The organism is Bifidobacterium catenulatum subsp. kashiwanohense JCM 15439 = DSM 21854, from assembly GCF_001042615.1.
GTDB lineage: Bacteria > Actinomycetota > Actinomycetes > Actinomycetales > Bifidobacteriaceae > Bifidobacterium > Bifidobacterium catenulatum.
This window is the reverse complement of sequence record NZ_AP012327.1, coordinates 1,067,302-1,087,530: the sequence shown is the minus strand read 5'-3', so window position 1 is coordinate 1,087,530 and position 20,229 is coordinate 1,067,302. Positions and strand designations below refer to the sequence as shown.

Here is a 20,229-nt window from a genome sequence, read left to right as displayed (position 1 = left end):
CCCCTGCGTAATCGTCGTACATGCAGCATCATAGCCTGAGAGCTTCACTTTTTTCGGCGAGGCCACGACGTATGGACAAAATCGATGGTTCTGTCGCCCCCCCCCTGTTTCACAGGACTTTCAATCCGATTCGCACCGTACGGGTTTTGCTTTCCGGATCGGTATATTGTCGTCCTTCCGATTTGATTCCCCAATGCAGGCACTGATCGTCGCAATGGTCGGATTCGCCCTCCACACGCGCGAAACGCTCCCCTTGCGCAACATGTGCGCCGACATCGCGTTCCGTCTTGGCTGGTTCGAACGTCGAGGTCAGTCCGGAAAGGCTGCCTCCATGCCGTATGGTGACCACGGCTTTGCCTCCCACGCTGCCACTGAAGGCGATCACGCCGTCTGCAGGTGCGACGACGGCTTCCTGTTGGTCGGCGAGCAAGTCGACGCCCCGATGCCCTGGAAGCCACTGTTGTTTCGGCGCGTCATACTTGCCAACTACCTGCGCGCCGTTCAACGGCCATCGCATCAGGGCTACGCAGGATTCGGACGTGTCGCCCGAATTCGTGTTCGCATATGTCGGTTCAGCCGACCATAGACAGCACACGAGCAGTATGACGCACGCCAACGCGCATACGATCATGATTTGGCGCAGCTGCTGGCGGATGCGTTTCTTTTCCTCCTGGACTATTCTGCTTCGTCGGATTCGTTGACGATATTCATGTTCGTTCATGATGGCTCCTTCGCGTTGCTGCATTGCTGTGTCGCTTTGTTGATTTGTTGCGTTGCGCGGCGGTGAATTGCCAGCATGACAGTATGTGATTGGATTGTCCAGCCGAAACGGCCCTGTGGTCGGAGGATGAGTTATCCACAGTCTCCGGGCATGTCGCGACATACGATGGAACGCATGAGCGATAACACGTCACAGCGCAAAGCGTTGCAGCAGCTGGAAGGCGAGTCCGATTACGATCGGATCACCTACTATCAGAAGCCTTTTATGGTGCTGTGGGCGGCCGTGCAGGAAGCATCAAGCGAATTGCAGGAAGATTACGCTCTCTCCCCCGAGCTGGCGCAGCTGTGGGTTGCCGAGCAGCTTCGCAAGGTGTCGGACTCGCTGGTGGATCGTCTTGCAGAAACGGCTTTGGCCCATGGCGAATCGAAATCGAATGTAGCGCGTGCGGCCGGCGCGAGTCCCGCCAACGTCTTGCGACGCTTCCCTCGACTCAAAGCCGATGGGTCGCACGAGCGTACGCTGATCGACGACGTGCTTGACTCATTAGAGTAACAAAGAAGCCCTTGATTTCCAAGGGCTTCCATATGGCTCCTGCGACTGGGCTTGAACCAGTGACCGTCCGATTAACAGTCGGATGCTCTGCCAACTGAGCTACGCAGGAATGTCTTTCCCGTTTTAAAAGTCTTTTCCGAAAAAATCAGAAAACACCTAAAACTGCGCTCCTGCGACTGGGCTTGAACCAGTGACCGTCCGATTAACAGTCGGATGCTCTGCCAACTGAGCTACGCAGGAATGTGCTTCCTGTACGGAATTGCTTCCGTGCACAAGTCACATATATTACACGCTTCACACGTCTTCGCAAATCGAGTGTCGCACCGCGTGTCGCGATATCACCATTCAAGTTCCGCGATGCCCATCGGATGCTCGTTGACATCGACGGCAGTGACCTTGCCATCATGCATGCGGATCACACGGTCCGCAATCGGCGCGATCGCCGAATTGTGGGTCACGATCACCACGGTTGCGCCTTTCTTACGGCTCATGTCCTGCAGAATCTGCAGCACCTGCTTGCCGGTGTTGTAGTCCAACGCGCCTGTCGGCTCGTCGCACAGCAGGATCTTCGGATTCTTCGCAACGGCTCGGGCGATGGCCACGCGCTGCTGTTCACCGCCGGAAAGCTGCGCGGGAAAATTGTCGACACGATCGCCGAGACCGACGTCTTCCAACACTTTGACGGCATCCTGCGCGTCGGAAACGATCTGCGAGGCGAGTTCGACGTTTTCCTTCGCGGTCAAATTCGCCACTAGATTGTAGAACTGGAACACGAAACCGATATCCGTTCTACGGTAGGCCGTCAACTGTTTCGGAGAGTAGTTGGAAATGTCGCGCCCGTCGATGACCACGCTGCCTTCGGAATTCGTGTCCATGCCGCCCAGAATGTTGAGTACCGTCGACTTGCCTGCGCCCGACGCGCCCAGAATGATGGCCAGTTCGCCCTTTTCAATGCCGAAGCTCACATCATCGTTCGCGGTGATGGTGGTAGAACCCATTTGGTAACGCTTGTAACTGTGCCGCATTTCGATATATGCCATTTTGGTCTCCATTCCACGCCGAAAATCCCTGACTCCCAATATTACGACTACAGTAGGGATTGTTGCTCATAAACGACGAGGAAGGGAACGTTATGAACATCGCCGACGACGCCGACCGTTTGCAAACACTGCTGTACAGTGCCTACGACTCCGATACCGTGCGCGACATGGAACGTCCGCTGCTTGACGACGGCGTGCCGCTAATGCGCATGGCCGCCTCGGCAGCGGCCCACGTGACCATGACGCTGCTCGACGACGAGGATCTCACCATCGAAGATGCGCGCGTGACCCTGCTTGTGGGCGCGGGAGACAATGGCGGCGACGGCCTGTACGCCGGCGCGGAATTAGCGAACGAAGGCGCGCACGTTACTGCGATCGCCGTGGGCCGCTCCCTGCACGAGGAGGCTTTCAGCGCGTTCGCGCACGCCGGAGGCCGCGTTCTCGCACTCGACCCCGCCGCCGAAATCCCCGGATGCACCACGGGCTTCTCCGCAGGGGAAGCCGGAGAACGGCTGCAGGCCGCAGTAGAGTACGCCCAAGGTTCCCATGTGATCATCGACGCGATGACCGGCATTGGCGTAAGCGGCGCGTTGCGTGGCATCGCAGGCGCCATCGCATCCTCCTTGGGATTCGATGGCGAACTACCCGACAGGCCCGCCTTGCCGAACAATGAACCCTCCTCCGATCTGCCGCTTGTCGTGGCAATCGACACACCGTCCGGCGTTGGCGTGAATGATGGTTCGCTGCCGGGACCGTATATTCCGGCCGACGTTACAGTAACATTCGGCGCGATGAAGCCGTGCGCGATGGTGCCGCCCGCCTCGTATGCATGCGGACACCTCACTTTGGTCGATTTCGGTTTCGATATCGATGATTGCGTTCCCGCGACCGAAATGACGGACGGCGATTTCGTAACGGATTCGATCCGTCTGCCGCAGCTTTCGGACGGCAAATATTCACGCGGAGTGGTCGGCTTAGTGACAGGTTCCGCACGTTACCTAGGTGCGGCCGTGTTGTCTTCCGTTGCCGCCGCACGAACCAACACAGGCATGGTGCGTTATCTTGGCCCACAACGCGCGCAGGATATGGTGCTTTCCTCGTTGCCTGAGGCGGTGATCGGCAAGGGACGCGTCCAATCGTGGGTGGTTGGCTCCGGCGTTCCCACAGGCGATGACGAAGCGTCCGACTCCGACTTCCAGCGCAAAACCATAGCCGCGCTGCTGAAGCACTATGCACTGCCGCAAGAAACCGACCTTGGCGACGATGCCGACGCCAGGCATGCGAGCGCACTGGATATGCCACCAATCGTGGTGGACGCCGGAGCCTTGGATTTACTACCAGATAAGGTGCCGCCTCAGGTGGTCGTCACCCCGCACGCCGGAGAGCTGGCCCGCATGCTGACTCGGCTGGGCAAAAACGAAGTCGGTGTCGACGAGGTGCGGGCGCAGCCGCTTGCCTGCGCCCGCAAACTCCGTGAGCTGACCGGTGCGACCGTGCTACTGAAGGGCGCGGTGACCATGGTGGTGGGCGCTGATGGCGAGAGTAATGAGCGTGTGATTCTTTCCGGTCGCGCACCGGCATGGATGTCTACCGCAGGATCGGGTGACGTGCTCGCCGGCATGTTGGGAGCCCTGCTCGCGCAGCAGGACGACATGCTTGCTAAGGATCCGGCATTGGTTCCCGAGGTCGTGGCTGCCGGCGCCTACATGCATGGTCTTGCGGGAGCAATCGCATCGCAATCCGAACAGCGCGGATGGCATCGTCCGCAAATCTACGGTCATTCCAAAAAGCAGCATTTCGGAGAAATCGGCCATCCAATCATCGCCAGCGATATTATCGACAGTATTCAGCCCGCATTTTTACAATTACTTTAATTGTGCAACACAATTTACTGAATACCAGCCCCAACGTCGGTTACTTTGCGTTACACTGACGTTGCCAATCCGTATTTTGCAGGAAGGATTCTCATGACCTCCCCCAGTGCCAACGTCACCGATGTGGTCTTTGATTTTTGCGGCGTGCTCATCGACTGGCAGACGCGCGCATGCCTTGAAGGCAGGTACCCCCAAGTAGTCGTGGACCGTATTTGCGCAGATAATGATCCGTGCGGTTTCTACGATTATGAGGATCGTATGGACCATGGCGAAGATTTCGAAGACATTTATCCCGACGTGGTACGCGAGCAGGGTGAGGAAATCGCTGAAATCTTCCGCGATTACATCGAACGCTATGGCGATGCGCTCCCCCGCATGATTCCGAATATGGAACAGCTGCTTCGCGATTTGAAGGCTGCAGGCTACGGCGTGTGGGGGTTGACGAATTGGTCGCACGAGACGTTCCATTTTGCTTTCGAACGATTCCCTCAGCTGGAGGAGTTGTTGCAGGGCACGGTGGTGTCTGGTGTGGAGAAGATGCACAAGCCAAATGCCGACATCTACGAACTGGCACTGAGCCGTTTCAATCTCAGGCCGGAATCCAGCGTGTTCTTCGACGACACCGCGAAGAACGTCACTGGCGCACAGGCCGTGGGCATGCATGCGTTCCGCTTTACTAACGCCGATCAAGCTCGCCGCGATCTGAAATCTTTGGGCATGGATTTCTGACTTTTTTCAAAACGAACACTTGAATTAGCAAAGAGGGCGGATCGCACGCATGTGAACCGCCCTCGACCATTGGACTGAAGAAATTCAGATTCGATTCCTTCACTGTTTGCAATTGGTTCTCCTGAGTCCGTTCATTAAACTTTTCCAGATTGCCAACGGTGTTTGTCAACGTTGCATATCGACTGGTTGCGTCGGAGCGTCAGCGTCCCAGTTGCTTTAACGTCACTGCGAATTCCGGCTGCGGCGGAACAACAGGTAGCTGTACACATAGGGAACGAGCGCTGCGCCAACCGCTATCGTCACAATAATTGCAGCCATGAGCATGTCGCCCACAGGCACGACAGAGCTGACAACGCCCGCTACGACCAATAACACTCCCAACACCATGAAAGAGATGCCACCTACACGCTGCGTACGCTTCCAATTGTTCTCATCAGCCAAAGCCCAAGGCGTTCTGATGCCGAAAGTGTAATTCTGGCGCATGCGCGGAAGGTAATTGCCTAAGCCGACGAACAGCGCTCCCAGCACCACGCTGACGATAAGTCCAACAGGACCACCAGTAGCCGGGATCACACCGAATGCGGTGGCTTCGGTGAACCATGTGACACCGCACATGATGAGCGTGAACGCAATGACAAATCCACGATACAGTCCGCTGGACTTCATGTAGTTTTCTCCCTTGGGATCCATCTTCGGAATGACGAGGAAAAGTCCCAAGCACAGCAACGGCAATACATCAAGAATCAACGTTACGACACGCGGACCGTAGCCATTGACCGAACCATCGGCACCCCAGTGAATCGGCACGTTTTCGGGAAGCCGACTGTAACAAGCAAGATGTGCGATGATGTTGACTACACACAGTGCAACGAGCGTAATGCACAGATTGCGTCCGATCGGGGCGATCTTCTCCCTCGAATCAGTCTTGTTCTTGTCTTCGGCATTGTTGATGTTGTTATCGAAAGCTTTTTTGGAATCGTTCAAGTTGTTCCCGCGCATAAGACCCTCCTTTATTTATTGCCTGTTTGATCATTCGCTTGATTGACGTTTCCGTCGCTGTCCATGAATCCCATGAACCATCCGATCAGATCCTGCATCACCGTGGTGTTGAGACTGTAGATGATGTTCTGCCCGTGCCGTTCGTCGGTTACCAGTCCCGCGGTTTTCAACGTGGTCAGATGGTGGCTGATCGACGGTTTGCTCATGTTGAATTGTTCCGCGAGTTCACCAGCCGTCATGTCACATTCGCGCAGTAATTCCAAAATGCGCCGTCGCGTGGGATCGGAGAGCGCCTTGAATCCCTCTCCCGCCATGCATTCCTCCTTCACTTCGCAATGTTTAAACATTTTCTTATTTAGATAATTATCTAACTATCTACTGCGGACATGTATGCGTTACGTTTCGCGCGTTATGGTGGGAAGCATGATTGATTGGAGCAGCTAGGACTGAGTTTTCACAGAAAAAGGCGCGCCTTGCCCGTGTGGTGGAGCAATGGTGCGCCCGGCATCTCGCTTGACAGTCGCAAATTATGGAATCGTGGATCTGTCATAACGACCAGTTCACGATGATTCGACCTGTTTTAACGGTTGGTCGATAGTGATATGTTTTACTGCTTTTGGTCATAGGGCGGGTTGATCATGCGGTCACGCCAATAGTAGACGTCATCATGCTCGCCGATTTCTCGATACACCTTGCATGGCTGTCCGAATGCGACCACATTAGCGGGAATGTCCTTGATAACCAGCGAGCATGCGCCAATCACCGAATTGTCACCAATGGTGACGCCGGGAAGCACGGTAACGTTGGCGCCCAACCACACATTACGGCCGATGACGACCGGCATCGAATACTGTGTGACCTTCTCGCGCAGGTCAGGACGAATCGGATGGCCGGTGGTAATGATAGTGCAGTTCGGGCCGATCATGGTATGTTCGCCGATATGCACTTCACCATCATCAACCAGCGTGAGGTTGAAATTGGCGTAAGCATGCGCACTGAAATACGTGTTGCATCCCCAATTGGCATGCAACGGCGGTTCGATATAGGCTTCCTCGCCGAATTCGCCAAGCAGTTGGCGTGCGATTTCGTTGCGTTGCGTCATTTGGCTGGGGCGGGTTGCGTTGAAGTCGTGCAGCAGTTCCATCTGTTCCTTCTGCGCTTTGATCATCTCTTCGTCATCGCAGGTGTAGATCAGCCCGGAATTCATGGTGTCAAGCACTCGTTGCGACACAGTCATGGCAGCCTCCTTGCAGTCGTTCATGTCCATTGCGATTATATACGAACACAACGCAACTCATGCCGTGATTCCGCATGCCTTTCGCGACTCTCTGCACAATCATTGAACGCACGTCTGCCAATATCGGCACGCCATGCAGCGTCATTCTTTTTTATTTCAGCATTGAAAACTCTGCTGCGGATGGACGGAAGTACATTGTCAACCAGGCGGATGGAATGCGTCGCGTTCGTGGGTGGTGGGATAGCATACTGTTGGTTTTGTCGTTTTGATTGTTAATTGCAAGTCAATAGTCACAGGAGAATCTCGACGTGATTAACGCGGTGATCGCAGACCAGCCTGACGACCTGGTGATCAACACTCATATCTGCCGCGGTAACTTCCATTCCACATGGCTGTCATCCGGCGGTTACGCTCCGGTCGCAGCCAAGCTGTTCGGCGAAGAGAACGTGGACGCCTACTATCTGGAGTTCGACGACGACCGTTCCGGTGACTTCGCACCACTGGCTGAGGTTTCCGACGATAAGCAGGTTGTTCTTGGCCTCGTCACCTCCAAGAGGCCAGAACTGGAAAATCCGGAAACAATCAAGGCTCGCATCTACGAAGCGGCCCAGTATGTACCGTTGGAGCGTCTGTGCCTTTCCACCCAATGCGGTTTTGCTTCCACAGAGGAAGGCAACAAGCTCACTGAGGAGCAGCAGTGGGCTAAGATCGCACTCGTAAGATCCATCGCCGAAGAAGTCTGGGGCGAATAATCCAAGCCAATACCCGGTACGACCAGCTTATGCCATGGTCGTACCGGGCATTGTGCTATTCGATGATGTGGACGCAGAGCATTGGGCGAAACATATAATACGGAACGCCAATCGTGAAATCATAACATCGCAGACAGGGGAAGCTATGAGAAAAGCGGCTTTTATTTGCGTGCATAATTCATGCCGCAGCCAGATTGCCGAAGCGTTGGGAAAGCATTTACACGGAACCGATTTTGATTTTTATTCCGCAGGTGTGGAAACCAAGCCGCAGATCAATCAGGATGCCGTACGACTCATGAAAGAGCTTTACGGCATCGACATGGAGAAAACGCAATACTCCAAACTGATTTCGGATATTCCAAAACCTGATATCGCGATTTCCATGGGCTGCGACGTGGAATGCCCCTATATCGGCAAGGCTTTCGACGATAATTGGAATCTGCCAGATCCAACCGGGCAAAACGATAAGGCTTTCATTGACGTCATCCGTCGCATCGAAGAAAACATCATGAAGCTCTAAAGGGTCTTGACCAGCATCCGTTCGACGCCAACCAAGACCCTTCCAAAGCATTTTAGGCGAGCACCATCGTATTGCGATGAAGGTGTCGGCATAGTCGTGCGAATGGTCGGCGACTTCCATGGCACTAACCATGCCTCCCTGGCTGCATCTCATGAGGAACAGGTGCTTTTGGTCGGCAAATGATAGTTCGCGTATGCCTGATACGACCATTTGCAGATCGGCTTGTTCGGTGAGTACCGACATGTCGAGCATGCCGCCGTATTGAACGCCCTTTCACCACATTGAAACATCACCCAGTTTGCCTGTTGCAGCCTTGGCTTCTGGCACAATCAGCGGGCAGCCAAAGTTTGCCAGCGTGATTTGGTAAGAATATTCACGTGCCCGACACGCACCTCATGCATAAGAGGCACCGGCACCTCATCACACGTGTGATGATAGACAAAACCAACCTTCTCCTGCACCCGCTTCGACTTCAGATTGCCGTCATAATAGCCGGACCAAATCACACTCATACCAAGATCAACAAAACCATGACGGATAATCTCTCTGGCTGCCTCCGGCATATAACCCCTCCCCCAGAAAGGCTTGCCCAACCAGTAACCCAACTCACACTCATCATCACGATCCGTCATATCCGTATGACCATTAAGCTTTAACTCAATCGAACCAATGGGGCTATTGCTGCCGCGCTCGCAAATCGCGTAGCATTCCTTGCCATTGAGCACATGACGAATCGTATTGAGACTTTCTTCTTTCGATCGGTGTGCGGGCCAGCCCGCGATAGGCCCGATATCCGGATCTTTCGCGTAGGCGTACAAGCTTTCCGCATCTGTTTCCGCCCAAGTCCTCAATGTCAGCCGTTCCGTTTCCAACATGTAGTCATTCCCTTTCACACGCAATGCATTGAATTGAAGTATAGCTTGGCCCCTGCAAGGAGAGTTTCGCTGTGAGCTTCGCGGCGGGGTGTGACACGAATGAAGGCGATGCATGCGAAAGGGACGACTGTCCTAACTCTCCTGCGGGCTTCGATAAAAGTTACGTCCAGTGCAGGGCGTAGATTCATAGCCAATACATAAAGCAGGGGGGCTCCCCAACGGAGCTGAGATAGGCGAGTGCCTGACCCTTTGAACCTGTTGGTTAACACCATCGTAGGGAGCGGAGAATGAGTGCCACAGCACACACGCATTGTCAGCGTCAATTGACATCCGTAAGAGTCAACGCAACAGGCGCGTCGACCAAACAGCCTGCATCGCGAAATCATCGATCGTAATTTCGTTTTCTATCCCGTGTATCCAAGAATACGGGCGTGTCAGTATACCCATTTATTGACGAAATCAATTTTTCCCAACCCAAAACAGCATAATCAAGGGGGAATCATGAACAATTATCCATATGCGTCGATGCGAGACAGCTTCGACCTGAGTGCCTATCTTGTGGTAGGACCACAGGATTGCAAAGGCCGACCGATCACCGACGTTGTCGATGATGCGTTGCGCGGGGGCGCAAGCTTCATCCAACTTCGCGCCAAAGACGCTGATGCGAAAGATCTTACCGACATGGCGCGTGATATCGCGCAAATCATCGAAGACAACAATAAGTCGGATTCCGTGGCATTCGTGATTGACGACCGTGTGGACGTGGTCTGGCAGGCCCGCAGCAAAGGCATCAAGGTCGACGGCGTGCACATCGGACAGACCGATATGGAACCACGCGAAGCCCGTGCACTGCTTGGCGAAGATGCCATCGTGGGATTGTCGGCGGAAACGGAAAGCCTGGTCAAACTCATCAACGAATTGCCCGACGGCTGCATCGACTATATCGGTGCGGCACCGTTGCATGTTTCCGTCACCAAGCCGGAAGCGTCCGTAGGCGGCAATGACGGTTCCGGTCGCACGCTTGACGAAGAGCAGATCAACACCATTTGTTCAGCCAGTGGTTTTCCGGTAGTGGTAGGCGGTGGCGTGACCGCAGATGATATGGAGATGCTGGCACATTCAAAGGCGGCAGGCTGGTTCGTGGTGTCCGCGATTGCAGGAGCCGATGATCCGGAAGCCACAACCCGCGATATGGTAACGCGTTGGAAAGCCGTACGTGGCGACACGAAGCACGGATACGCACCGCGCATGAAAGCCCAGAACACAGCGGAAATCAGCCCTGACAACACAGCCGACGGCGCATCCGGCGAAAAGAAGTTCACCAATGCGAAGGAAGCCAAGGCCGCATCCAAGCTCGCCAAGCAACAGCGCGTCGACATTGCCGCACGCGATTCCAAGCAGCGAGACAAAGCACATATTCGTAAAACCACGCCGGTACATTTCGAAAACGAATTCGGTTCCTACGATCTGCAAGTGCCGTACACCGAAATCAAACTGTCTGACACTCCTGGCGTCGGACCGAACGCACCATTCAAGGATTACAACACCGAAGGCCCGAAATGCGATCCGAAGGAAGGTCTCGCTCCCCTACGTTTGGACTGGATTCTTGACCGTGGAGACGTCGAGGAATATGAAGGACGTCGCCGTAATTTGGAAGATGACGGCAAACGCGCCATCAAACGTGGCAAGGCTTCCAAGGAATGGCGTGGCCGCCAGCATAAGCCGATGAAGGCCAAGGATCATCCGGTGACGCAAATGTGGTACGCGCGTCACAACATCATCACGCCGGAAATGCGCTATGTGGCGGAACGCGAACATTGCAGCGTGGAATTGGTGCGCAGCGAACTGGCCGCAGGACGTGCCGTCATGCCTTGCAATATCAACCATCCCGAAGCTGAGCCCATGATCATCGGCTCGAAGTTCCTCACCAAGCTCAACGCCAATATGGGCAATTCGGCGGTCACTTCGTCTATTGACGAGGAGGTGGAGAAGCTCACGTGGGCCACCAAATGGGGTGCCGACACTGTGATGGATCTGTCTACCGGCAACGACATTCACACCACTCGTGAATGGATTTTGCGCAACTCCCCCGTACCGATTGGCACCGTGCCAATGTATCAGGCGCTCGAAAAGGTGGAGGATGATGCTTCCAAGCTCAGCTGGGAACTGTTCCGCGACACGGTGATCGAACAGTGCGAACAGGGCGTGGACTATATGACGATTCATGCCGGTGTGCTGCTGCGTTTCGTGCCGTTGACGGCGAACCGTATGACAGGCATCGTTTCGCGTGGCGGTTCGATCATGGCTGAATGGTGTTTGCAGCATCATCAGGAAAGCTTCCTGTATACGCATTTCGATGAATTGTGCGAGATCTTCGCCAAGTACGATGTGGCGTTCTCACTGGGTGATGGACTTCGTCCGGGATCGCTTGCCGATGCGAACGATGCGGCACAGTTTGCCGAACTGATGACTTTGGGCGAGCTTACCCAACGTGCATGGGAACACGACGTACAGGTGATGATCGAAGGACCTGGCCATATTCCGTTCGACACCGTGCGCATGAACATTGAAATGGAAAAGGCGATCTGCAAGGACGCGCCGTTCTACACGCTTGGACCGCTCACCACTGACACCGCTCCTGGCTACGACCACATCACGTCGGCGATCGGCGGTGTGGAAATCGCCCGCTATGGTACTGCCATGCTGTGTTATGTGACGCCGAAGGAGCATCTTGGGTTGCCGAATAAGGACGATGTGAAGCAAGGTGTGATCGCATACAAGATCGCCTGCCATGCAGCTGATATTGCCAAGCATCATCCGCATGCCATCGACCGCGACAATGCCATGAGCAAGGCACGTTTCGAATTCCGTTGGCTCGACCAGTTCAATCTGAGCTACGATCCGGACACCGCCATCGCGTTCCATGATGATACTTTGCCGGCCGAGCCTGCGAAAATGGCGCATTTCTGTTCGATGTGCGGTCCGAAGTTCTGTTCCATGGCCATCAGCCAAAACATCCGCAAAAAATTCGGTAATGCCGAAGCACAGGAAAAGCTCGTCGCCGACGCGCAAACCATCGCTGCCGGTATGCAGGCCATGAGCGAGCGCTTCCGCGAGCAGGGCGGCCATCTGTACCAGTAGACCAAACTGTAGTAGGTTTTACGAAAGGGATTGCCTGGTGCGTAGAAGACCGGGCAATCCCTTTTTTGTTGCTTGTATGTCGATACGGAGCACTCCGATAGGGACACTCTTTTGCTTGTAAGCCTGACCCGTCAAGCCGACCTGCCTCCATTGGGCGAATATCTGACCGGTTTTGTCGAGCACGGCTTTGATGGTTTCCAACTGTGTGCGGGCCTCCTCAAGCTTTCGCATCCTCGATCTGCGCGATCGATAGTCCACTATCCAGACAAGAGGGTATAAGCACTCCCCCACAGTCAGCACATGGCTCTAACCTGAGTTTATGACTCTTCTTCAGCTGAAATATATTGTGAAAATCGTGGAATGCGGTTCCATGAACGAAGCCTCGCACGAACTGTACGTGTCACAACCCGCGTTGAGCTCGTCTGTGAAAGAACTCGAGAACGAGCTTGGCATCGAGATCTTCACCCGCTCGTCGCAAGGCATCGCCTTGACCGTGGACGGAGCGGAATTCCTCACCTATGCTCGCCAGGTGCTCGATCAGGCGTCGCTGCTCGAAGAACGTTACAAGAACGCGAAGCCACGCAAGCAGCTGTGCTCCGTGTCCACACAGCATTACATGTTCGCCGTCGAAGCGTTCGTGGAAATGATCAACTCCATCAAATCCGACGAATACGAGTTCACCATTCGTGAGACGCGCACCAAAGACATCATCAACCAAGTGACGAACATGCTTTCCGAAATCGGCATCATCTATCTGTCCGATTTCAACAAGGACGTGATCGGCAAGATGTTGCGCGAAAAGCATTTGGAATTCCATCCACTGTTCCGTGCCCCGTTGCATGTGTTCATTTCGCGCAACAATCCGCTGGCCGGCAAGAAGAAAGTCACGATGGACGACTTGAAGCCGTTCCCGTTCATCCAGTACGAGCAGGGCGAGGAGGGCAGCTTCTTCTTCGCCGAAGAGGCGGTCTGGCCGGAATACTCTCCCAAGCAGATCAACGTGACCGACCGTGCGACGATTCTGAACTTCATCATCGGTCTGAACGGCTATACCGTGTGCACCGGCATCGATAACGGCGATCTTAACAATGAGAAAATCGTGACCGTGCCGCTTGACACTGATGAGACCATGCTGGTCGGCTGGATCACGAACGAGCGTGCGAAGCTGTCGAAGGCCGCGGAAAACTATTTGGAGAAGCTCAAGTCGGTGGTGGCCGACCATGGATATAACCTGATCGACTGAGTGCACTCATCGACTGGATGCACTCTGCTATGAGATATGAAAAGTGCCTCGCACCGATGCTTTCGATTGGTGCGAGGCACTTTTTTACATGTGCGACTATAGGATCCTATACGGTTCACCTATGGAATTCAGGCGCCATACTGCTTCAGATAGGCGTCGGCAGCGGCCTTGATCTCGTCGGTCACGTACGCGGTGCCGTCAGCGGTTTCAATATGCTGGCCGGCTTCGAAGATCTCACGCACATTGGCGATGGCGAACACTGGGAAGCCGAACTCTGCTTCGACTGCCTTCACCGCGGACGTGTCGGAATCCTTGGTCTTTTCCATACGATCCACGGAAAGTACCAAGCCAACGACCTCCACATTCGCTTCGGCTTTGAGCTTGGGAATGACCTCGCGTACTGCGGTGCCTGCGGTCATCACATCGTCGACGAGCAGCACCTTCATACCGTCGGTCAGCTGGGTACCGACCATCATGCCGCCGTCGCCATGATCCTTCTTCTCCTTGCGGTCGAAGGTGTAGCCGACTTCCATACCGTGGTCGGAAGTCAGAGCGATTGCGGTGGAGACGCCCAGCGGAATGCCCTTGTAGGCAGGGCCGAAAATGGTGTCGATGTCGTCCGGCAGATTGCCTGCTTCGATTTCTGCCGCGATCTTCTCCGCATAGAATGCGCCGAGTGTGGCGATCTTACGGCCGTCGTTGAATGCGCCCGCATTGATGAAATACGGCGACTTGCGACCGGACTTCAGCGTGAACTCGCCGAATTTCAGTGCCTGTGCTTCCAGCAGGAACTTGGTAAAACGGTGATCGAGGGATTCAGTCATGTCATGCTCCTTTGATGAATAATCGAGGTCAGCGCCAAGTTTCGCCCTTGGCGAGCTTGTCTGCGAGTTCGGGGCGTGCGTCGAGTAGGTCGTCGAGTTCGCGGGCCACGCGCAATGGTGCGGTCGGTTCGAACAGTGCGGCCGCGCCGACTTCCACGGCGTTCGCTCCGGCATACAGGTATTCGAGCGCCTTCTCACCGGAATCGATGCCGCCGATGCCGATGATCGGAGTGTTCGGTAATGCGGAGCGGGTCTTCCACACGGCCACGAGTCCCATCGGCAGCACGGCCGGTCCGGAAACGCCGCCGGTCACATGGTCGATGATCGGCTCTCCAGTGCGAATGTTGATGCGCATGCCAAGCAGTGTGTTGATCATGCTCAGCGCGTCGGCGCCGCTTTCCACGGCCGCGCGGGCAGGCACGGTGATGTCGGTGACGTTCGGCGTGAGCTTGACAATCATCTTCTTGTCGGTGAGCTTACGCAGTCGGGTGATCAGACGGCTCAATGCCACCGGATCGGTGCCGACGCTCATACCTCCGGCGGACACGTTCGGGCAGCTCACGTTGATTTCCAGCATGTCGGCCGGCGAATCGTTCAGCTTAGACACGACTTCGACATAGTCGTCGTCACAGTGGCCGGCCACATTGGCGATGACCGTGGCGTTGATGGCCTTGAGCTTGGGCAGGTCGTCTTCCAAATAATGGTCCACGCCCGGGTTCTGCAAGCCGACCGCGTTGATGTTGCTGGATGGGCCTTCAGCGGTACGGATGCCAGGATTGCCTTCCCATGGCACCGGGGAGACACCCTTGGTGGTGACCGCGCCCAGTTGGCTCACGTCGTAGAACCAGCGGACCGCCGCATACTGGAAGGTGCCGGAAGCCGTGGCGACCGGATTCTTCCACGGCACGCCCGCCACCTGCGTGGGATGCTTCCATTCGTACGAACCGTACAGGTTCTCATGCTGGGTATCGTCGATCATCTCATTCACCCCATCCCAAACGTTCGCGAGTAAAGACCGGACCGTCGGAGCAGACCTTCAAACGTCCGTCCAACGTGTCGACCGTGCACAGCACGCAAGTGCCATAACCACAGCCCATGCGCTGTTCCAAACTCAGTTGGCATGCCATGTCACGCTTCGCGGCCCATGCGGCCACGGCTTTCATCATCGGTAGAGGTCCGCAGGTCAGAATCACCGGCTTAAGCTCGCCACCGAGCAGCTCGTCTTCGATACGGTCGAGCAGGGTAATCACATTGCCTTCGCTCTCGTCGATGCTGTACACCTTGTCGGCATACTTGCTCACATATTCGTCGCCGAAATGCACATTACGGTAGCCGAACACCGCGGTGCTGACCGCGCCTTCGACGCCGGCAATATGCTGCGCCGCATGCACGAGCGGAGGCACACCAAGGCCACCAGCCACCAGCACATAATTGGCCGGCTCCTTGGTTTTGAACGAATTGCCAAGCGGACCCATTACACGAATGGTGTCTCCCGGCTTCAGCTGCGCGAATTCGGCGGTGCCCTTGCCTACCACGGCGAACATGAGGCTGACTTCGTCGCCATCGATTTCGCAAACGCCGAACGGACGCGGCATCAGCTTGCTTGGATCGTTGGAATATACGTCAACGAATTGTGCTGGCCTTGCATGGCTGGCGATGTATTCGTCACGGAACGTCAAACGGTACACGCCGTCGGTCAGTTCCCGATTGTCAACGACCTCGACTTCATGCCGGCTCGGAAAAAAGCCTGCCGCAGTCGCCTCGGCAACGGTCGGAACGAACGTTGTTGCGGTGGTCATGAACTCCCTCTCTGTTACGTTCGATGGTTTGATGGTTGTTTTCAGATTGAACAGTTGGCCAGTCGGCAGGTCACGGCAGGACCGCACGCAGATTGTCACGCATGTCTTTGGCTGCTTCACGTGCCGATTCGGCGACCAGATCCAAAGCATCGTCGGCACTCATGGATTCGGAATACTTGCCGGACTTCTTCCATGCTCCGATAATGCCTCGGGACGAGTTGACGAGAGCGCCCATGCCGTCGCGGTCGAACATGCCAGCCACGCCCTGTGCGGTACCGCCCTGGGCACCGTAGCCCGGCACCAGGAAGAATGTGTGCGGCATGCGCGCACGCAATGCCTTGCCTTCCTCCGGGTGGGTGGCTCCGACCACCGCGCCAACGTGCGAATAGCCGTTCTTGCCAATGGTTTCGGCACCCCAACCTTCCACCAGATCGGCAACATGCTCGTATACGCGTTCGCCGGAGGCGAGTTCAAGTTCCTGCAGTTCGCTGCTGGATGGGTTGGAGGTGCGCACGAGCACGAAGATGTCTTTGTCGTTGGCGGTGGCGGCGTCGACGAACGGTGTGATGCCATCGGTGCCGAGGTATGGGTTCACGGTCACCGCATCCTCATGCCATGGATCGTAGGCGGTGTCGTCCAATCCTACACCGCTGAGGTGATGAGCATATGCGGCTGCAGTGGAGCCGATGTCTCCACGCTTGACGTCGCCGAGCACATACAATCCCCTCTGCTTGGCGTATTCGCAGGTCATGGTGTAAGCGTCGATGCCTGCCGGACCGAGTGCCTCATACATGGCGATCTGCGGTTTGACCGCGGGAACGATGTCTGCGACGGCGTCGATGATGGCGCGGTTGAATTCGAAGAAGGCCACGGAAAGCTGCATGGCAGGTGCTTCCGCCGGATCTTCAACCTGCTCGCTGATCTCCTCGGCGAAGCTGGCCACGATTTGCGCTGGCACGAGCGCTTCGGTCGGGTCAAGTCCTACAACGCTTGGATTCTGCTTGACTTCGATTGCTTCGATCAGGTGATCCATCAATCCTCCTTGTTAATACGGCTGAAGACCAGTTTCGAACCGATGATGGTGGCGAGCGGCCGGCCGGTGACCTGCCATCCGCCGAATGGGGTGTTACGAGCCGAGGAATGGAAGCGTTCGGGATCCACGGTCCATTTCTCGTCGATGTTGAGCACTACCAGATCCGCGCGGTCTTCTGCAGGAACCTTGCCGAGGTCCAGCACACGTTTGGTGTCGTCGTCTCCGGGGACGGCGTCTGCGTATTCGTCAAGCAACGCTGTGATGTCGGCCTTGATGTGACCCATAAGTTCTGCTGGCGCAGTCGACATGAGTTCAATCAAGCGTTCGTCGGAGATAAAGCCGCCGTCCACAAGAATCTTGTGGCATACGCCATACGCGCATTCAAGACCAATGATGCCGTTCGGAGCATCGAGGAAACCAAGGTCCTTCTCTTCCATGGTGTGCGGTGCATGGTCGGTGGCCAGCAGATCGACGGTGCCGTCAGCTACGGCTGCGATGGTTGCCTTGCGATCCTCTTCGGAGCGCAACGGCGGATTCATCTTGGCGAGCGTGCCGTATTTCAGCAACGCTTCATCGCACAATGCAACGTAGTGCGGTGCGGTTTCGCACGTGATCGGTAATCCTTCAGCTTTGGCCTTGCGAATCGCGTCGAAGGAAATCGCAGTGCTGACATGCTGGAAGTGCACGTGCACGCCGGTTTTGCGCGCCATCTCGATATCCCGTTCGACAATCTTCAGTTCGGTATCTTCGGGAATGCCGGGTACGCCCAGTTCTCGTGATACGGGACCTTCGTTGACCGCCCCGGTGTCGTGGTGTTCGCAATGCTCGATCAGGTACAAACCTGATTCCTTGACGTTGTCGAACACTTGGCCGAGGATTTCCGGTGTTACCGCGGAACCGTCATCGCTGATGGCAGTCACCGGGTGACACAGCTGGTAAGCGTCCTTGTTGCCGTCATCGTGTTCAGGTAGGTAACCGATCCAGTCGGCCACATCGGTCGCCTCCTTGCCTACACGCCCTTTGGAAGCGCATACGCACAGGTCATAACGCACCGGCAAGGTCACATCATGGGCTTGTTCGTAATGCTGCAAATAGTCGATGACCGTGTCGAAACCGGCATCGAGCACTTCGCTGGCGCCCGGTTCCCCCGCCGTCACCTTCACGCCATCCATAGCGGGAACGGTGTTCGGCATAATGAGCACGTTCGTGTATCCGCCAGAGGCGGCGGCCGCGCAGCCGGAAACCATGGATTCCTTGTAGGTCTGGCCCGGATCGCGGAAGTGGACGTGGGGATCTTCGAATCCCGGGGCGATGGTCATGGACGAAGCGTCCACCGTTTCATCAGTGTCGGATGGGACGATCAGGTCGATGACTTCGCCGGTGTTCCAAACCTTGATGTCGTGAAGGGTGAGGGTCATGGATCAGAACTTCGCTTCCTCGTCGCAGTAGTCGCAGCGGTATTCCTGACGGTCGGAGTGCACCAGGTGGAACATCTGCACGGCCGGCTCGGTGGTAGTCACGCAGCGCGGGTTCACGCATTTGATGATATTGACCACATGTTCCGGCAGTGTAGGCTGCTTTTTCTCTACGATTTTACCGCCGCGCACAATGCCGACGGTTGCGGTGCGTGCCACAAGGCCAAGCACGTCAAGGTCGATGGTTTCGGCTTCCTCTTCACTTTCGATCTTGATGATGTCTTTGGTGCCGAACATGTGGCTGTCGGTGTTCATGATCAGCGCGAGCTTGGTCTTAGCCGGATCAATTTTCAGGTATTCGAGCACTTTGAGCGCGGTGCCGGCAGGCACATGGTCGATGATGATGCCATTCTGAATGCTGGTGACTTCCATCAGGCCGCAACCTCCTTGGATTCAAGCGGTTCGTATCCCGGCAGTTCGTCTCCAACCACCGAGCTTTCCAATGCCATGCGCATGAGCATGCCGTTCTTGACCTGTTCGAAGTAGGCGGCGCGTGGGTCGTCATCCACTTCAACGGCAATTTCGTTGACTCGCGGCAACGGGTGCAGCACAGCCATGTCTTTTTTGGCGTAAGCCATCTTGGCTTCGTCGAGAATGTAAGTGTCGCGCAGTCGCAGATAGTCGTCTTCGTTGAAGAATCGTTCCTTCTGCACGCGGGTCATGTACAGCACGTCGAGATCGCCGATCACGGAAACGAGATCCTTGACTTCCGTGTAAGAGCAGGAGTCGGTGGCGTTGATACGGTCGAGCACGTACTGGGGGGTCTTGAGCTCGTCCGGGCTGACCAACACGAAGTTCACATTGCCGAAACGGCACAGGGTTTCGATCAGGGAGTGTACGGTACGACCGAAGGTAAGATCGCCGCACAGACCGACGGTCAGATTGTTCACGCGACCGAAGCGCGACTGCAGCGTCGCCAAATCGGCCAAGGTCTGCGTGGGGTGCATGTGTCCACCGTCGCCGGCATTGATGACCGGTACGGAAGCCGCGCGGGACGCCACAAGAGCAGCGCCTTCCTTCGGGTGGCGGATCGCCACCACGTCTACGTAGTTGGACACGGTTTTCAGAGTGTCCGAAATGGTTTCACCCTTGGTCACGGAAGCGAGCTGGGCGCCAGCGAAGCCGATCACCTTGCCGCCAAGTCGGAGCATGGCGGTTTCAAAGCTCAGACGCGTACGGGTGCTGGGCTCATAAAACAAAGTGGCGAGCACCCTGCCGTCGCAGGCGTGCGCCACTTCTTTACGATGAGAATCAATGTACTGCGCCTTGTGGAGTAATTCCTGAATCTGGCGAATGGAAAGGTCATCCAATGTGATGACGCTTTTTCCGACCATCGGCGTTTCAACCGCCTGTTCGAGTACTGAAGACAACGGCTCACCTTTCATGCAACTTGTGGTTGAAGGTGGCCACTCGAA

General features: G+C 55.7%; 19 protein-coding genes, 2 tRNA genes, 1 pseudogene and 1 riboswitch. Of the genes and pseudogenes, 7 read left to right on the top strand and 15 right to left on the bottom strand.

Annotated elements, in window-relative coordinates; all coding sequences use genetic code 11:
* Nucleotides 1-109: 109 nt before the first annotated feature.
* Nucleotides 110-721 (bottom strand): M23 family metallopeptidase, encoded by a 612-nt coding sequence (locus tag BBKW_RS04665; RefSeq protein ID WP_033501148.1) that lies wholly within the window; start codon nt 719-721, stop codon nt 110-112.
* A gap of 174 nt (nt 722-895) precedes the next feature.
* Here BBKW_RS04665 and BBKW_RS04660 point away from each other — a divergent pair, with 174 nt between their 5' ends.
* Nucleotides 896-1,273 (top strand): transcriptional regulator, encoded by a 378-nt coding sequence (locus tag BBKW_RS04660; RefSeq protein ID WP_193786588.1) that lies wholly within the window; start codon nt 896-898, stop codon nt 1,271-1,273.
* A 33-nt stretch (nt 1,274-1,306) separates the two neighbouring features.
* Here the strand turns inward: BBKW_RS04660 and BBKW_RS04655 are convergent.
* From BBKW_RS04655 to BBKW_RS04645, 3 genes are all read right to left on the bottom strand, one after another.
* Nucleotides 1,307-1,382: transfer RNA gene (locus BBKW_RS04655), tRNA-Asn, on the bottom strand.
* A 58-nt stretch (nt 1,383-1,440) separates the two neighbouring features.
* A tRNA-Asn gene (locus BBKW_RS04650) sits at nt 1,441-1,513 on the bottom strand.
* A 98-nt stretch (nt 1,514-1,611) separates the two neighbouring features.
* Nucleotides 1,612-2,313 (bottom strand): ABC transporter ATP-binding protein, encoded by a 702-nt coding sequence (locus tag BBKW_RS04645; protein ID WP_033501149.1) that lies wholly within the window; start codon nt 2,311-2,313, stop codon nt 1,612-1,614.
* Nucleotides 2,314-2,405: 92 nt separating this feature from the next.
* Here BBKW_RS04645 and BBKW_RS04640 point away from each other — a divergent pair, with 92 nt between their 5' ends.
* A complete protein-coding gene (locus tag BBKW_RS04640; protein ID WP_033501150.1) occupies nt 2,406-4,187 on the top strand; it encodes a bifunctional ADP-dependent NAD(P)H-hydrate dehydratase/NAD(P)H-hydrate epimerase in 1,782 nt (593 codons plus the stop codon).
* A 93-nt stretch (nt 4,188-4,280) separates the two neighbouring features.
* A complete protein-coding gene (locus tag BBKW_RS04635; RefSeq protein ID WP_033501151.1) occupies nt 4,281-4,916 on the top strand; it encodes an HAD family hydrolase in 636 nt (211 codons plus the stop codon).
* Between the two features lie 222 nt (nt 4,917-5,138).
* Here the strand turns inward: BBKW_RS04635 and BBKW_RS04630 are convergent, their stop codons facing one another.
* The 3 genes from BBKW_RS04630 to BBKW_RS04620 all read right to left on the bottom strand — a co-directional run bounded on the left by BBKW_RS04630 (nt 5,139) and on the right by BBKW_RS04620 (nt 7,152).
* Nucleotides 5,139-5,915, bottom strand: a complete 777-nt coding sequence (locus tag BBKW_RS04630) for an SdpI family protein (RefSeq protein ID WP_033501152.1) — start codon at nt 5,913-5,915, stop codon at nt 5,139-5,141.
* 11 nt (nt 5,916-5,926) lie between these two features.
* Complete coding sequence (locus tag BBKW_RS04625; protein WP_033501153.1) at nt 5,927-6,229, bottom strand: autorepressor SdpR family transcription factor; 303 nt, start codon at nt 6,227-6,229, stop codon at nt 5,927-5,929.
* Nucleotides 6,230-6,522: 293 nt separating this feature from the next.
* Nucleotides 6,523-7,152, bottom strand: coding sequence for a sugar O-acetyltransferase (locus BBKW_RS04620; RefSeq protein ID WP_033501154.1), 630 nt, complete (start codon nt 7,150-7,152; stop codon nt 6,523-6,525).
* A 293-nt stretch (nt 7,153-7,445) separates the two neighbouring features.
* Between BBKW_RS04620 and BBKW_RS04615 the strand changes: the two are divergent.
* Nucleotides 7,446-7,904, top strand: a pseudogene (locus BBKW_RS04615) (uroporphyrinogen decarboxylase/cobalamine-independent methonine synthase family protein); the annotation flags it as partial.
* Nucleotides 7,905-7,938: 34 nt separating this feature from the next.
* Entirely contained in the window at nt 7,939-8,424 is a 486-nt protein-coding gene (locus BBKW_RS04610) for an arsenate reductase/protein-tyrosine-phosphatase family protein (protein ID WP_331709052.1), read from the top strand.
* Between the two features lie 329 nt (nt 8,425-8,753).
* Here BBKW_RS04610 and BBKW_RS04605 read toward each other — a convergent pair whose 3' ends face one another.
* The gene (locus tag BBKW_RS04605; protein WP_081962269.1) at nt 8,754-9,299 is read right to left on the bottom strand and encodes a GNAT family N-acetyltransferase; all 546 of its coding nucleotides are present in this window, start codon (nt 9,297-9,299) and stop codon (nt 8,754-8,756) included.
* Between the two features lie 194 nt (nt 9,300-9,493).
* A riboswitch (TPP riboswitch) is annotated at nt 9,494-9,596 on the top strand.
* Between the two features lie 201 nt (nt 9,597-9,797).
* Between BBKW_RS04605 and thiC the strand changes: the two genes are divergently transcribed.
* The gene (thiC, locus tag BBKW_RS04600; RefSeq protein WP_128832402.1) at nt 9,798-12,440 is read left to right on the top strand and encodes a phosphomethylpyrimidine synthase ThiC; all 2,643 of its coding nucleotides are present in this window, start codon (nt 9,798-9,800) and stop codon (nt 12,438-12,440) included.
* A 319-nt stretch (nt 12,441-12,759) separates the two neighbouring features.
* On the top strand, nt 12,760-13,683 hold the full coding sequence (locus tag BBKW_RS04590) for a LysR family transcriptional regulator (RefSeq protein ID WP_033501158.1): 924 nt from the start codon (nt 12,760-12,762) through the stop codon (nt 13,681-13,683).
* 128 nt (nt 13,684-13,811) lie between these two features.
* Here BBKW_RS04590 and pyrE read toward each other — a convergent pair whose 3' ends face one another.
* The 7 genes from pyrE to pyrB all read right to left on the bottom strand — a co-directional run bounded on the left by pyrE (nt 13,812) and on the right by pyrB (nt 20,199).
* Complete coding sequence (pyrE, locus tag BBKW_RS04585) at nt 13,812-14,507, bottom strand: orotate phosphoribosyltransferase (protein ID WP_033501159.1); 696 nt, start codon at nt 14,505-14,507, stop codon at nt 13,812-13,814.
* Between the two features lie 28 nt (nt 14,508-14,535).
* Nucleotides 14,536-15,486 (bottom strand): dihydroorotate dehydrogenase, encoded by a 951-nt coding sequence (locus BBKW_RS04580; RefSeq protein WP_033501160.1) that lies wholly within the window; start codon nt 15,484-15,486, stop codon nt 14,536-14,538.
* Between the two features lies 1 nt (nt 15,487).
* A complete protein-coding gene (locus BBKW_RS04575) occupies nt 15,488-16,306 on the bottom strand; it encodes a dihydroorotate dehydrogenase electron transfer subunit (protein WP_033501161.1) in 819 nt (272 codons plus the stop codon).
* A gap of 70 nt (nt 16,307-16,376) precedes the next feature.
* The gene (pyrF, locus tag BBKW_RS04570; RefSeq protein WP_033501162.1) at nt 16,377-17,339 is read right to left on the bottom strand and encodes an orotidine-5'-phosphate decarboxylase; all 963 of its coding nucleotides are present in this window, start codon (nt 17,337-17,339) and stop codon (nt 16,377-16,379) included.
* A complete protein-coding gene (locus tag BBKW_RS04565) occupies nt 17,339-18,757 on the bottom strand; it encodes a dihydroorotase (protein WP_033501163.1) in 1,419 nt (472 codons plus the stop codon). Before BBKW_RS04565 ends, pyrF begins: the two co-directional genes overlap by 1 nt.
* A 3-nt stretch (nt 18,758-18,760) precedes the next feature.
* Nucleotides 18,761-19,186 carry an aspartate carbamoyltransferase regulatory subunit gene (locus BBKW_RS04560; RefSeq protein ID WP_003834948.1) on the bottom strand — a complete coding sequence of 142 codons (426 nt, stop codon included), beginning with the start codon at nt 19,184-19,186 and terminating at the stop codon, nt 18,761-18,763.
* Nucleotides 19,186-20,199, bottom strand: coding sequence for an aspartate carbamoyltransferase (gene pyrB, locus BBKW_RS04555; protein WP_003834949.1), 1,014 nt, complete (start codon nt 20,197-20,199; stop codon nt 19,186-19,188). The genes BBKW_RS04560 and pyrB overlap by 1 nt, the downstream gene beginning before the upstream one ends.
* Between the last annotated feature and the right edge of the window lie 30 nt (nt 20,200-20,229).